The sequence below is a fragment of the Drancourtella sp. An57 genome (genome assembly GCF_002161525.1).
In the GTDB taxonomy this organism is placed as follows: Bacteria; Bacillota; Clostridia; order Lachnospirales; family Lachnospiraceae; genus Sellimonas; species Sellimonas catena.
The window spans coordinates 125,212-138,594 of record NZ_NFHY01000009.1; the positions used below are offsets into that span (position 1 = coordinate 125,212).

Consider the following 13,383-nt stretch of genomic DNA (forward strand, 5'->3'; position numbering starts at 1 on the left):
CTTTATTTTTCTCCTTCCACAAGATCCAGATTTCTCGACAGCGGCTGGTCCAGCGGAACGCTTTCGCCGAAGTTGATATTACTCTCACCGTTGATGGAAATCTGTACCTGGCCTGCCATCCCGCTCTCCACAATCGAATTGACGATCGAGTAAATCAGGATCTCAGGCTTTACATTGGATTTCATGTTCATCAGTTCCTGATCAAAATTGACATAGCAGATCTGATCCCTTGTGGATACACTCAAGATCTTGGTATTGGCCGGAATCGTTGCATAGGCTCCCGAAGAGGACGGCCCCTTCAACAGCTGCTCAATCACCAGACGTTCCATGGAGATATTACTGTTGTACCGGACATTATTTACCGTTTCCTTAACCAGTTTGTCCCCGTCTTTGTTGGCGAAATAAAGCGTCAGTGACGTAGACTGATAGGAGTGGAGCGAAGATCCGACATTCTGTATAAAATCCTCGTTACTCATCAGGCCGACCGGCGTATTGTCTGCCGCCATCAAAGGCTCCTCTCCGATATAAAAAGAGACATAATCGATCCCGGAAATCTGTACCAGTGATTTTACAACCGCCGCTCTCAGAAGCACTTCTTCTGCGGCATCCAGAGATGTGTATTTCTCATTAAAAGTAAGATCCACCTGTTTTCCGTCGATCTCAAACTCTTCCACTCTCACGTCATTCTGAAACGGGGTCTGATAGTCCTCTGACTCTTCAGCCGGTTTTTCCAGTGCATCCAGCACATACTGTACCTGCTCCGCCTTTGACCCGTCTTTCTTTTCCCCGGCAATTCTCACAAGTTCCGTCTTATCCGCACTTAAGTAAAACAGTCCAAACTCTCCCTGCTTGACCTGCTCTCCTCTCCTGCAGCCGGACAGGAGACCAGACGCCATGAGTATGACAAGCAGAAATGATACAATCCTTTTTCCTTTCATGGTCTCCTCCTCTTATTTTGCATTTGCCACATATTTCAACGGAATCCGCACGGTAAACGTCGTGCCCTCCCCTTCTTCACTGTACACTTTGATAGCCCCTCTGTGCATGATCACAGCGCTTCGTGCAATGGCAAGCCCAAGTCCCGTTCCTCCGATTTCCCTGGAATGAGATTTGTCCACGCGGTAGAATCTCTCGAAAATATGTTCCTGCGCTTCTTTTGGAATTCCCATTCCGGAATCCGCCACTTTTAAATAGAAAAACTTATGGTCTGCGTTTAACGATACATGCACCCAGCCATTTTCATGATTGTACTTGATGGCATTTTCCACCAGATTGCTGACTGCGAGAGAAAGTTTTGTCTCATCTACTTCCGCCTCCACTGTACGGAATGTCTCAAATACAAGCTCGATATTTTGTTTCTGCGCGATCGGCTTGAGTCTTTTTAAAATCCGCTCTACGATGAGGTTAATATCCAGCATTTCGATATTCATATCGTTGGAAGTCTTATCCATCTTCACAAGAGACAAGAGATCGTTGATAATCTTGTTCTCCCGTTCGATCTCCTCCGACATATCTCCCATAAACTCCCGGTAGAGCTCTGCCGGCACTTCCTCCTGGGAAAGAAGAGAATCCGCCAGCACCTTCATGGAAGTAAGCGGCGTCTTCAACTCATGTGAGACATTAGAAACAAATTCCTGTCTCGATTCGTCCAGAACCTTGAACCTTCCGATCATCTTATTGAACGCCTCCGAAAACCGGATGGTCTCCAGAAATGCATTTTCATGGAGATCGTCTTCCTCATAACTTTCTGTCATGTTTTCGACTGCTTTTGTAATCCGGTTCAGCGGACGCGTAATGTAAAAGCTGATCAGCACGCCCACCGCAATCAATACAACAAACACCGTAATGATGATAATATCCAGCGTCTGTCTCAGATTTTCCTGAATATCCACAATATTGTCCGTGGAAACACTTGCGAGCATAACACCGACAATCTCTTTGGACGCAGTCCCCTGAATCGGAGATGTCACTTCGATATAGCTGTTCCGGTCGTCATAATTGCTGACTGTTTCACCTTCAAAACACTTGATCACATCACCGGAAATGATCGTCTTGCCCGCATCCAGATCGTACGAATCCTCAATGATCCGGTAAGACTGATCGATAATCATGACCCGGCCGTTATAAATGTTGGAAAACTGTGTGATCTCCGCGTCGATCGTCTCCGGGATATCTCCCGAAAGTGTGTCCAGCACGGAAAGCTGGTTGCAGAGAATCGTACACTGATTCTGAATCTCTGCCATGCGGATTGAGACAGAGTGGCTCTCGTTGGACCGCAGAACCACAAAACGTAAAATCAGACACGGCACCATTCCCATAAAAAGAATCAGCAGGAAAATCAGAAACCTGAGACTTTTAAACGGATGGTGCCTGAGTTTTAACTTACCCCCTAAAATAGTAACCAACTCCCCATTTTGTATATACATATTTCGGATCACTCGGGTTCACTTCGATCTTCTCACGAAGTCTTCTGATATGTACATCCACAGTCCTTGCATCGCCCGGATACTCATATCCCCAGACAAGATTTAACAGATCCTCTCTGGAATATACCTTGTTAGGGTTGTGGGCCAGAAGTTCCAGAAGATCAAATTCTTTTGCCGTCAGATTAATCTCTCTGTCTTTGGAAAATACTCTTCTGCTCTCACAGTCAAGCTTTAAGTCTCCTTTGACAATGACCTTCGCATCTTTTCCATCTTTTTCCTTCTTGCCTGTCCGGCGCATGATGGCCTTGATCCTTGCCTTTACCTCCAGAATATTAAACGGCTTTGTGATATAGTCGTCCGCACCATACTCGAGTCCAAGAATCTTGTCCATGTCGTCGCCTTTTGCCGTCAGCATCACAATCGGTACATCCGAAAATTCTCTGATCTGCTGGCATACTTCAAACCCGTCCAGCTTCGGAAGCATGATATCCAGAAGAATCATGTCGTAATCATTGTCCCGTGCATAGGCCAAAGCTTCTTCCCCGTCGTATGCGCAGTCCACTTCCATGCCGTCCTGTTCCAGACTGAAGCGTATTCCTTTTACAATCAGTTTTTCATCGTCTACAACCAATACCCTTTTTGCCATGTTTCTCCCTCGCTACACTGTTATCTTATCTTTAATCTTTTCAAAAACTCCATCCTTGATACCGGAAATATTTTTAATTTCATCGATGGAATCAAAGTTCCCATGTTCTGTTCTGTACTGAAGAATCGCCTCAGCCTTTGCCTCACCGATCCCCGGAAGCGTCATCAGTTCCTCCTTGGAAGCCTGGTTGAGATTGACGAGCCCACCGGCTGCTTCCGGGGATCCGCTTCCGGCTCCTTGCGGGATTGCCGGATTTGCTCCGCTTACTTCCTCTTTGTCCGGCACGTAAATCCTGGCTCCATCTGTCAGAACCTCCGCCAGATTCAGCCAGGAAGCCTCGGCCTCCTCAGTCACGCCGCCCGCCATCTCGATCGCCTGATAAACTCTGCTTCCGGCAGGAAGCGTAACAACACCTTCTTTTTGGACTTCCCCGCAGACGTAGACAACAATCATCTCCGGCTCTGTCTTCTTCCGGTCTTTTGACTCTTCTTCCCCGGCAGACTTCTGCTCAGTATCTTCTTCCAAAACAGCCTCTTTCTCTGACTCTTCCTCCAGAAGCACCACCGTCTCTTCCGGTTCGTCCTCCTTGCCGCCGCATCCTGCAAACACCAGAAAAATCAGAACTGCCGCCATACAAAACAATTTTCTTTTCTTTCTATGCATAGTACTCCTTTACCGCAGCCGATAAAAGCCCCCTCTATGCAGATAGTTCTATTGTAACGAATTTCTTTTTAAATTACAACTCTATTTCCACTGGAAAATCGCAATTCCGATCAGCGCAAGCAGAAGCCCTCCCGCCTTTCTCCATTCAAACGGACTTTTGTCCATTCCAAAGAGTCCGAAAAGTTCAATGACATAAGCCACTATCAACTGCGCAATGACAATAAGAAGCGCCGCCTTTGCCGGCCCCAGCTGATCCATGCTTTTGATTACAGTCCAGGTGATGCCCGCACCAATGGCTCCTCCAAGCAGCATATACTTTGGCTGTACTTCCATCAGACTTCCAACGGAATCCCTGCCTGCAAAAAACCAGACGATCAGACAGACGATAAATGCAGAAAACTGGACCCACATATTACTGACCCACATTCCCGCCGTCTTCGTCACCTGTGTATTAAAAACACCCTGCACACTCATTAGCGCACCGGAAATCAATGCAATAATAAAACCGGTCATACCGGAAATCCCTCCTTTCTTCTATATAAGAAAGTAGTCTTTCCAGTATGCCGGTTTTTATTCTTTATTCCAGGATCTCATCCAGAATCCGTATCAGTTCGTCCACTTCTTTTTCTGCGATAATCAGAGGCGGTACAAACCGGATTACGTCACTTCCTGCGCTGATCAGAAGCAGTCCCTTTTCCAGTGCTTTTTTCGTCACTTCCGCCGGAGAAATACTGAGCTGTATTCCCTGCATCAGACCTTTTCCTTTGCAGGCCAGAATGCAGTCGTGTTTCTTTGCCAGTTCCTCAAGCTGTTTTTTCAGATAAGCTCCGATTTCCTTAACATGCTCCGGAATGTGTTTCTCTTCAAAGATCTCAACGGTCTTTGCCACAGCCGCACAGGCAAGCGGTCCGCCGCCGTAAGTCGTACCGTGGTCTCCCGGGGCAAGTGAATACTCTGCCACTTTCTCCGTCATGGCAAACGCCCCTACCGGGAATCCGCTTCCGATGGCTTTTGCCATAGTCATAATATCCGGACGCACGCCGTATTCCTGCCATGCAAAGAAGGAGCCGGTCCGGCCCATGCCGCACTGTACTTCATCGCAGATCATCAGAATATCGTTTTCATCACAGATCTTGCGGATTCCTTTCATGAATTCTTCCGTCGCCACGTTAATTCCGCCTTCGCCCTGCACCGGCTCTACAATGATGGCGCAGGTCCTGTCTGTCACCAGTGCTTTCACACTGTCCAGATCATTAAGCTTTGCAAACTTCACACCCGGAACAAGCGGCTCAAACGGCTCCTGATAAGCTTTGTGGCCTGTCACGGAAACAGAACCGAATCCCCGTCCGTGGAAAGATTCTTCCATGGCAATCCATTCAAATCTTCCACTCTTTTTTGTATAGGCGTATTTTCTTGATGCTTTCAATGCACCTTCCACCGCCTCGCCGCCACTGTTGCAGAAAAAGATCCGGTCCATCCCGGACACCCTCTTCAGCGCTTCTGCCGCCTCTTTTGTTCTTGTATGATAGTAAAGATTGGAAGTGTGGGCCAGCTTGTCAATCTGGCTTTTCAGAGCCTCATTCCACTCTTTATTTCCGTATCCGAGAGAATTTACCGCATATCCGGCCGCGAAATCCAGATAAGCTTTGCCCTCCGTATCGTACAGATACGCACCTTTTCCATACTCCAGGATCACTGGAGCCGGATTGTATGTGTGTACAAGCGCATTCTGTACGGAGTCCATATATGATTTATCCATGATAATACCGACACTCCTTGTCATTTAAAATTGCTGTACCAATTCCTTTGTTGGTAAAGATCTCAAGCAGCAGGCAATGCGGAATCCGGCCGTCCAGAATATGAATCCGGGAAACTCCGTTTTCCAGCGCATCGATGCAGCTTTTCAGCTTCGGAAGCATACCGCCTTCGATGTAGCCTTCATTGATCAGACGGATCGCGTCTTCTGCGGAAAGCTCCGGAATCAATGTTTCCGGATCTTTTGGATCTTTGTAGACACCTTCGATATCTGTCAGGAAGGCAAGTTTCTCCGCTTTCACCGCTTTTGCGATAGCACATGCAGCTTCGTCCGCATTGACATTGTATGCCTGGAAATCATTGTCCAGACCAACGGAGCAGACTACCGGAAGGAAATCTTTTTCCAGAAGGTCAAAGAGGATCTTCGGCTCTACGTCGCAGACGCTTCCTACATATCCGATGTCCTCGCCGTCCACGTATTTTTTCGTCACTTTCAGAAGTCCGCCGTCAATGCCGCTGACTCCGATGGATTTAATTCCAAGCTCTTCCACGAGCTGTACCAGCTTTTTGTTGACTTTGGAAAGTACCATCTCCGCAATCTCCATCGTCTCTTCATCTGTTACGCGGAATCCGTTGACAAACTTTGTTTCCTTTCCGACTTTGTCAACCCACTTGCTGATCTCCTTGCCGCCGCCATGAACGATAATCGGCTTGAATCCACAGAGCTTTAACAGGACTACATCCTGGATGACTCTCTTTTCCTGTTCCTCATCGAGCATGGCGCTTCCGCCGTATTTTACTACGATGATCTTTCTGTTGAAACGCTGAATGTACGGGAGCGCTTCGATCAGCACTTCTGCCTTGTCCAGATATTTCTGCATACTCTTGTCCATTTTTCCTACCTCCTAGCTTCTGTAGTCCGCATTGATTTTAATATAATCATATGTAAGGTCGCATCCCCATGCAGATGCTTCTTCCGTTCCCAGCTTGATGTCCGCAATGGCTGTCACTTCCGGCTGAGAGAGAATCTCCGTCGCTTTTTCCTCACTGTAGGCAACAGCAGTACCGTTTTCCGTAATCTGAATCTTTCCTGCCTTGCTCTCGAAGAACAGATCAACCTTCTCCGGATCAAACTGTGCCCCTGAATATCCCATGGCGCAGAAGATTCGTCCCCAGTTGGCATCGTGTCCTGCAATGGCTGTCTTCGTAAGGTCAGAGCATACGATGGATTTTGCCAGGGTCTTTGCCTGCTCTTTTGTCTCGGCTCCGATGACTTTTGCCTCAAACAGAGCCGTGGCTCCCTCGCCGTCTCCTGCAATCTTCTTTGCCAGATAAACATTGATCTCATGAAGTGCCTGGCAGAATGCCTCATACTCCGGTGTTCCCTCTTTGATCTCCTCATTTCCGGCTGCTCCGTTTGCAAGGAGAAGTACGGTGTCATTTGTGGAGGTGTCTCCATCTACGGAGATCATGTTATAAGTATCCTGCACATCCGCGCTCAGCGCCTTCTGAAGCGCCTCTTTGGAAATGACTGCGTCTGTGGTTATGAAGCTTAACATCGTGCACATATTCGGATGAATCATTCCGGAACCTTTTGCCATTCCACCGATAGTCACTGTCACACCGCCAACTTCGATCTCAGCTGCCAGTTCCTTCTCTACGGTATCTGTCGTCATGATGGCTTTTGCCGCCAGTGTTCCATTCTCGATGGAATCATTCTTTTTCTCCGCAAGTGCTTTGACTCCTGCTTTCATACGGTCAATCGGGAGCTGGCGTCCGATCTCTCCGGTCGATCCAAGGGCTACGCTGTCCGCCGGAATTCCGAGTGCTTCCGCTGCCGCCCTGGCAGTCTCCTCACAGTAATACATTCCTTCTTCTCCGGTACAGGCATTTGCAATGCCGGAGTTAACAACGACAGCATGTACCGGTTTCCCGGAATCCACTACCTGACGGTCCCATTTCACCGGCGCTGCTTTTACGACATTCGTCGTGAATGTTCCTGCTGCCGCGCACGGCTTTTCACTGTAAATCAGTGCCATATCCGTCCTGCCCTCGTATTTGATCTTCGCTGCGGTGCTTGCTGCCTCAAATCCTTTTGCCTTTGTCACTCCGCCTTCTACTATCTTCATGTTCCCATCCTCCGTTCTGATCCCGGATTCTGCCCGGCATCTTTATTCTATAAATACTGTAATATTTTCTTCATTTAAAGTGAAATCATAATAATTCAGGTCTTCCCGTTTCGTCCATCCGATCCGGTTCCAGAATGCATTCCCGATATCATTTTGTGTAAAGGCAATCAGAGATACCTTGTTGATTCCCTCTGACTGCAGCGCCCGCATGGACGCAGCCACCATCTGGCGTCCGATTCCGTGCTTGCGGTATGCCTCCTCTACACAGACGTGGTAAAAGCATCCCCTTCTTCCATCGTGACCGCAGAGAATGCATCCTACGATCTTCCCGTCCTCTTCTGCCACTACACTGGTCGTCGGATTCCTCTTCAGGAAACGCTCCACACCCTCTCTTGAGTCATCAATGCTGCGGATTCCAAATCCATGAATCGTTTTCCAGAGGTGATACACCTGGTCATAATCCTCAATTGTCATTATCCGAATCTTCATTTTCTCTTACGGGAACATCGGTACGAGATTCAGTCCTTCGTTCTCCGGAAGACCAAACATCAGATTCATATTCTGTACCGCCTGTCCTGCTGCTCCTTTCACCAGATTGTCCATTGCTCCCATCATGATCACTCTGCCCGTCCGCGGGTCAAGCTGGAAGTTCACATCTACATAATTGCTGCCTTCCACCCATTTGGTCTGCGGGCAGATGCCTTTCTCAAGCACTCTTACGAACTGCTCATTCTCATAATAGCGGTCATAGACTGCTTTCACTTCTTCATAGGAAACTTCTTTCTTTAAGGAAGCATAGGCTGTCACCAGAATTCCCCGGTTCATCGGCACCAGATGCGGTGTAAAATTCAGGACCGTCTTTACACCGGATGCGTAGGTCAGCTGCTCCTCGATCTCCGGTGTGTGCCGGTGGGAGGCCACTCCGTATGCTTTGATGTTTTCATTCACTTCGCAGTAAAGATTGTCCACCTTTGCTCCTCTTCCCGCTCCGGATGTCCCGGACTTGGCATCGATAATCAGTGTATTCATATCGATCAGTCCTTCTTTTGCAAGCGGATAGATGGAGAGAATCGAACAGGTCGGATAGCATCCCGGATTGGCGAGAATCCGCGCCCCTTTGATCTGCTCCCGGTTGATCTCACAGAGTCCATACACCGCCTCCGGCAGAAACTGCGGACTCTTGTGCTCGATCTTGTACCATTCCTCGTATACATTCTGATCTTTAATACGGAAATCCGCGCTTAAGTCAATCACTTTGACTTTGGAGAGAATGTCTTCATTTAATAAGGAAGCGCAAAATCCCTGCGGCGTTGCTGTGAAGATCACATCCACCTGATCTGCGAGTTCCTCCATATTGTCATCCTTACAGACGTCCTCCACAATCTGAAACATATTCTGGTAAACTGCTGCGTATTTCTGATCGATATAACTTCTGGAACCGTACCATTTGATCTCCACGTCCTTATGACCCATCAGGATCCGGACCAGTTCTCCTCCGGCATATCCAGTCGCTCCGATGATTCCTGCTTTTATCATGATTCTTTCGATCCTTTCTTTTCTTTCTATAGAATGCTCTGTTGGAATCGAGCTGTTTTGCTTGTAGTCTTTAGTATACAACCTTTTTTTTCCTTTCACAAGTATAAATACACATATTTTTTGTATAATTATTCTTCTTTTGTGAATATTTTTTTGTGTATTATGCATTGTCTCTCGAAAAATCTTCTATTTTTATCTGATTTTCTACATTTTTCTGTTGCATAATTATAAAAAAAGGTGTATAGTAACACATGTGATTGACGAAAACAAAATTTCAGGAGGATATAGATATGAAAGAAAAAGTTGTACTGGCGTACTCAGGCGGACTGGATACTACCGCTGTCATCCCGTGGCTGAAGGAAACGTTTAACTATGATGTCATCTGCTGCTGTATCGACTGCGGTCAGGGAGAGGAGCTTGACGGACTGGAAGAACGTGCGAAAATGTCCGGCGCAAGCAAGCTTTATATTGAAAATATCGTAGATGAATTCTGCGAAGACTACATTATGCCTTGCGTACAGGCAGGCGCTGTTTATGAAAACAAATACCTGCTCGGTACTGCTATGGCTCGTCCGGGAATCGCAAAGAAACTTGTGGAAATCGCAAGAAAAGAAAATGCCGTAGCAATCTGCCACGGTGCAACCGGAAAAGGAAATGACCAGATCCGCTTTGAACTTGGAATCACTGCTCTCGCACCGGATCTGAAGATCATCGCTCCATGGAGAATGACAGATCTGTGGACCATGCAGTCCCGTGAAGATGAGATCGAATACTGCAAACAGCACGGCATTGATCTTCCATTTGATACAAAACACAGCTACAGCCGTGACCGGAACCTCTGGCATATCAGCCACGAAGGTCTGGAACTGGAAGATCCGTCCCAGGCTCCAAACTACGATGATCTGCTCGTACTTACCGTAACACCGGAAAAAGCACCGGATGAACCGGAAGAAGTGACCATGACATTCGAAAGCGGCGTACCGAAAACGCTGAATGGCAAAGAGATGAAAGTTTCCGAAATCATCACAGAGCTCAACAAACTCGGCGGAAAACACGGCATCGGTATCATCGATATCGTGGAAAACCGTGTTGTCGGCATGAAGTCCCGTGGTGTCTATGAAACTCCTGGCGGAACGATCCTGATGGAAGCACATCAGCAGCTGGAAGAACTCGTTCTCGACCGCGCTACCTATGAAGTGAAGAAAAACATGGGCAACAAACTCGCTCAGGTTGTCTACGAAGGAAAATGGTTTACACCGCTTCGTGAAGCAATCCAGGCATTCGTAACATCCACACAGAAATATGTGACAGGAGAAGTAAAATTCAAACTGTATAAAGGCAACATTATCAAAGCCGGAACAACCTCTCCATATTCTCTGTACAATGAATCACTTGCAAGCTTCACAACCGGCGATCTTTACGATCACCACGACGCTGACGGCTTCATCAACCTGTTCGGACTTCCGCTGAAAGTTCGTGCCATGAAGCTGATGGAAGAAAAGAATAATCAGAAATAATTCATAATCATGCATAATTATAAACCAGCTTCCGGGGAATGTTTATTCTCCGGAAGTTTTGGCATGTTTACGTATCAGAGGTGAAAAAACACTGGAATTCCCGCTCCTATTCTGGTAAGATTATTAGAATCATACCTGTGAGGGAGGGAAAGAAAAATGGAAATCTTAACACTGAAACGACCGGACATTTCCTTTTCGGATGAGATCCGCTCCTATCGTCAGGAGTTTCTCGATGCGGGGAGCCCTCTCAATGGCTGCGGCCCTCTGGCCGACATGGAAGATCCGGCAGAATGGGTAGCACACACAGTACGCTTTGAAAAGGGCGATGATATCCCTGAGGATATGGTACCATCGACTCAGTTTATCTATGTCAGAGAGTCTGACGGCAAAATCCTCGGTACCATCCAGATCCGTCACTCCTTTACTCCATTTCTGGAAACATACGGCGGACATATCGGCTACTCCATCCGTCCAAGCGAACGTCGTAAGGGATACGCAAAGCAGATGCTTCACGACTGTCTTCCATACTGCAAAGAACTCGGACTGGAAAAGGTAATGGTCTCCTGCGTGGATACCAATGTCGCAAGCCGGAAGACGATCCTTGCAAACGGCGGCGTTTATGACGGCACTGTCTGGGAACCGGAAGAACAGGTAAACTTTGAACGGTACTGGATTACAGTGGAATAAACGAATTTCCTTATAAGCTAAAAACGGACATTTGCAGACGCAACTGTCCGTTTTTTCATTTCCCTACTATTTCATAAAAAATCTCTTGACTTATGTCCGAAATCGGATATAATGTACAATGTACGAAATCGGACAAGGGGGTGAGCATATGCACTACTTAGGAGCAGAACAATATACTTATTTGGCAGGCGAAATCAATGCTTTATATCATGAAGCCGCTGTAAAAACGGGAATTTCAGACAGTGTTCAGAATATTTTATATGTACTCTGCGAGAAAGGCGGAAAATGTCTGCAAAGTGAGATCAGCAGACTCACAGGCATCAGCCGCCAGACCATCAATTCTGCCATCCGCAAATTAGAAAAAGAAGAAATTGTATATCTGGAACAAGGGAAAGGCAGAAATACCATTCTCTGTCTGACTGAAAAAGGGCAGAAATTTTCATTGGAAAAAATCTATCCTTTACACGAAATCGAAAACAAAATCTGGAGTGAGTGGACTCCGGAAGAACAGCAACAATACCTGGCTCTTACGAAAAAATATCGTGACGGATTAAAGAAATATATGGAAGCCCTGCTATAAATACAGGGAAGAATGATCTTTGGAAGGGAGGTGGCTTGATGTCGGCATCAGTACGCTAAGGGGATTATCGTACTTGATATTGTCCCCTGTTTGAAAAACTATTTTGAAAATGAGAGGACAATTGAATATGAAAAAAATACAAAAGTGGAAATCACAATTTATCATCGTTGCATTAGGACAGGCAGTTTCCATGCTGGGCAGCCACGGTGTTCAGTTTGCCTTGATCTGGTGGCTTGCTGAGAAGACATCTTCGCCTTTCATGCTGGGAATATCAGGGCTTGTCGCCTATCTCCCAATGTCGTTATTCAGCCCGATTGCAGGCATTGCGGCAGACCGCTACAACCGAAAGTTTATCTCTATTTTTTCGGACATGGCAATGGGAATCACTGCACTGATTTACGCAGTGATGCTGTACTTTTTTGACCTGCCGGTATGGACAGTATGTATTATGCTTTGTGTCAGAGGGATTGGCAGCACCTTTCAGCAGCCGGCCATACAGTCCATTATTCCGCAGCTTGTACCAAAAGACCAACTGATCAAAACCAATGGGTGGATGCAGCTTTTAAGTTCCGGTTCTTTCCTGATCGGGCCGGTCATCGGCGCAGTTTTATACTCGTTCTTCCCTATGTCCATCGTTTTGGTGAGTGATGTGGCAGGAGCAATTTTAGCAAGCAGCGCATTAGCCATTGTGAAAATCCCGAAGCTGGAAAAAACAGACAAGGAAGAACAGCATTTTGTTGCAGAAATCAAAGAGGGGTTACAGGTATTTAAAGAAGATAAACGACTGTTTTACATTGTTGCCGCAGAAGCACTTTGCATGTTCTTTTACGCACCGCTCTCTTCTTTTTATCCATTGATGACAAGCGATTATTTTCAGTTGTCAGCCATGCACGGCAGTGCTGTGGAGCTGTCCTTTGCCGTCGGCATGATGGTAGCATCCCTCCTGTTTTCCAGCGTTTTAAAAGTAGAACGTAAAATCAGAGTTTCTTTTATCGGTCTGTTTGGAATGGGGAGCACATCTCTGATCTGCGGCGTCATACCTCCGACTTATGTTGGCTGGTTCTTCTTTGCAGCAAGCTGTATCTGCCTGGGCGCTTCCGGAAATGTTCATACAATTCCACTGACTGCTTATATACAGGAAACCGTTGCTCCCGAAAAAATGGGACGGGCATTTTCGGTACTTACTTTGATTTCTTCCGTTACAATGCCGATTGGATTACTTTTCAGCAGTCCGATAGCAGAACAAGTAGGCGTGAATGTCTGGTTTTTCATTTCCGGCCTTTGCATGATTCTGCTGACCAGCCTTGTGTTTATCCGGTATTCGGTAAAAACAGAGGCATCAGAAAAAAGGTATAATGAGGAAAAGACAAATTAGAAATCCTGATTCACTAAAATCTCCAAAAAGATAAAAAGCGTGGCCCCGACAGCTCACCGGCTGCCGGGG

General features: G+C 46.8%; 14 protein-coding genes. 4 read left to right on the top strand and 10 right to left on the bottom strand.

The annotated features are described in order from the left end of the window. Positions 1 to 2 precede the first annotated feature (2 nt). From B5G11_RS09175 to argC, 10 genes are all read right to left on the bottom strand, one after another. Positions 3 to 938, bottom strand: a complete 936-nt coding sequence (locus B5G11_RS09175; RefSeq protein ID WP_087167388.1) for a GerMN domain-containing protein — start codon at positions 936 to 938, stop codon at positions 3 to 5. A gap of 12 nt (positions 939 to 950) precedes the next feature. Next, positions 951 to 2,405 carry an ATP-binding protein gene (locus B5G11_RS09180; protein ID WP_343215489.1) on the bottom strand — a complete coding sequence of 485 codons (1,455 nt, stop codon included), beginning with the start codon at positions 2,403 to 2,405 and terminating at the stop codon, positions 951 to 953. After that, the gene (locus B5G11_RS09185) at positions 2,383 to 3,072 is read right to left on the bottom strand and encodes a response regulator transcription factor (RefSeq protein ID WP_087167390.1); all 690 of its coding nucleotides are present in this window, start codon (positions 3,070 to 3,072) and stop codon (positions 2,383 to 2,385) included. The genes B5G11_RS09180 and B5G11_RS09185 overlap by 23 nt, the downstream gene beginning before the upstream one ends. A 12-nt stretch (positions 3,073 to 3,084) precedes the next feature. Beyond that, positions 3,085 to 3,735 carry a helix-hairpin-helix domain-containing protein gene (locus B5G11_RS09190; RefSeq protein WP_087253002.1) on the bottom strand — a complete coding sequence of 217 codons (651 nt, stop codon included), beginning with the start codon at positions 3,733 to 3,735 and terminating at the stop codon, positions 3,085 to 3,087. Between the two features lie 81 nt (positions 3,736 to 3,816). Beyond that, positions 3,817 to 4,248 carry a DMT family transporter gene (locus tag B5G11_RS09195; protein ID WP_087167392.1) on the bottom strand — a complete coding sequence of 144 codons (432 nt, stop codon included), beginning with the start codon at positions 4,246 to 4,248 and terminating at the stop codon, positions 3,817 to 3,819. 64 nt (positions 4,249 to 4,312) lie between these two features. Continuing rightward, positions 4,313 to 5,494, bottom strand: a complete 1,182-nt coding sequence (locus tag B5G11_RS09200; RefSeq protein ID WP_087253004.1) for an aspartate aminotransferase family protein — start codon at positions 5,492 to 5,494, stop codon at positions 4,313 to 4,315. Continuing rightward, entirely contained in the window at positions 5,487 to 6,383 is an 897-nt protein-coding gene (gene argB / locus B5G11_RS09205) for an acetylglutamate kinase (protein ID WP_087167394.1), read from the bottom strand. The genes B5G11_RS09200 and argB overlap by 8 nt, the downstream gene beginning before the upstream one ends. Before the next feature lie 12 nt (positions 6,384 to 6,395). After that, on the bottom strand, positions 6,396 to 7,619 hold the full coding sequence (gene argJ, locus B5G11_RS09210; RefSeq protein WP_087253006.1) for a bifunctional glutamate N-acetyltransferase/amino-acid acetyltransferase ArgJ: 1,224 nt from the start codon (positions 7,617 to 7,619) through the stop codon (positions 6,396 to 6,398). A 42-nt stretch (positions 7,620 to 7,661) separates the two neighbouring features. Further along, a complete protein-coding gene (locus B5G11_RS09215) occupies positions 7,662 to 8,108 on the bottom strand; it encodes a GNAT family N-acetyltransferase (RefSeq protein WP_087253008.1) in 447 nt (148 codons plus the stop codon). 6 nt (positions 8,109 to 8,114) lie between these two features. Then, on the bottom strand, positions 8,115 to 9,155 hold the full coding sequence (argC, locus tag B5G11_RS09220; RefSeq protein WP_087167521.1) for an N-acetyl-gamma-glutamyl-phosphate reductase: 1,041 nt from the start codon (positions 9,153 to 9,155) through the stop codon (positions 8,115 to 8,117). Positions 9,156 to 9,445: 290 nt separating this feature from the next. Between argC and B5G11_RS09225 the strand changes: the two genes are divergently transcribed. The 4 genes from B5G11_RS09225 (at position 9,446) to B5G11_RS09240 (ending at position 13,314) form a co-directional block, all read left to right on the top strand. After that, positions 9,446 to 10,672, top strand: a complete 1,227-nt coding sequence (locus tag B5G11_RS09225) for an argininosuccinate synthase (protein WP_087253010.1) — start codon at positions 9,446 to 9,448, stop codon at positions 10,670 to 10,672. 156 nt (positions 10,673 to 10,828) lie between these two features. Beyond that, positions 10,829 to 11,359: a GNAT family N-acetyltransferase gene (locus B5G11_RS09230; RefSeq protein WP_087167399.1), complete on the top strand. Its 531-nt coding sequence runs from the start codon at positions 10,829 to 10,831 to the stop codon at positions 11,357 to 11,359. A gap of 148 nt (positions 11,360 to 11,507) precedes the next feature. Beyond that, positions 11,508 to 11,939, top strand: a complete 432-nt coding sequence (locus B5G11_RS09235) for a MarR family transcriptional regulator (protein ID WP_087167400.1) — start codon at positions 11,508 to 11,510, stop codon at positions 11,937 to 11,939. A gap of 127 nt (positions 11,940 to 12,066) precedes the next feature. Continuing rightward, positions 12,067 to 13,314, top strand: a complete 1,248-nt coding sequence (locus B5G11_RS09240; RefSeq protein WP_087253013.1) for an MFS transporter — start codon at positions 12,067 to 12,069, stop codon at positions 13,312 to 13,314. The last annotated feature ends 69 nt before the right edge of the window (positions 13,315 to 13,383 follow it).

Excerpts from the sequence above, each read along its gene's own strand:
- B5G11_RS09175 (WP_087167388.1), bottom strand. The coding sequence starts at position 938 with ATGAAAGGAAAAAGGATTGTATCATTTCTGCTTGTCATACTCATGGCG.
- B5G11_RS09185 (WP_087167390.1), bottom strand. The coding sequence starts at position 3,072 with ATGGCAAAAAGGGTATTGGTTGTAGACGATGAAAAACTGATTGTAAAA.
- B5G11_RS09190 (WP_087253002.1), bottom strand. The coding sequence starts at position 3,735 with ATGCATAGAAAGAAAAGAAAATTGTTTTGTATGGCGGCAGTTCTGATT.
- B5G11_RS09195 (WP_087167392.1), bottom strand. The coding sequence starts at position 4,248 with ATGACCGGTTTTATTATTGCATTGATTTCCGGTGCGCTAATGAGTGTG.
- B5G11_RS09200 (WP_087253004.1), bottom strand. The coding sequence starts at position 5,494 with ATGGATAAATCATATATGGACTCCGTACAGAATGCGCTTGTACACACA.
- argB (WP_087167394.1), bottom strand. The coding sequence starts at position 6,383 with ATGGACAAGAGTATGCAGAAATATCTGGACAAGGCAGAAGTGCTGATC.
- argJ (WP_087253006.1), bottom strand. The coding sequence starts at position 7,619 with ATGAAGATAGTAGAAGGCGGAGTGACAAAGGCAAAAGGATTTGAGGCA.
- B5G11_RS09215 (WP_087253008.1), bottom strand. The coding sequence starts at position 8,108 with ATGAAGATTCGGATAATGACAATTGAGGATTATGACCAGGTGTATCAC.
- argC (WP_087167521.1), bottom strand. The coding sequence starts at position 9,155 with ATGATAAAAGCAGGAATCATCGGAGCGACTGGATATGCCGGAGGAGAA.
- B5G11_RS09225 (WP_087253010.1), top strand. The coding sequence starts at position 9,446 with ATGAAAGAAAAAGTTGTACTGGCGTACTCAGGCGGACTGGATACTACC.
- B5G11_RS09230 (WP_087167399.1), top strand. The coding sequence starts at position 10,829 with ATGGAAATCTTAACACTGAAACGACCGGACATTTCCTTTTCGGATGAG.
- B5G11_RS09235 (WP_087167400.1), top strand. The coding sequence starts at position 11,508 with ATGCACTACTTAGGAGCAGAACAATATACTTATTTGGCAGGCGAAATC.
- B5G11_RS09240 (WP_087253013.1), top strand. The coding sequence starts at position 12,067 with ATGAAAAAAATACAAAAGTGGAAATCACAATTTATCATCGTTGCATTA.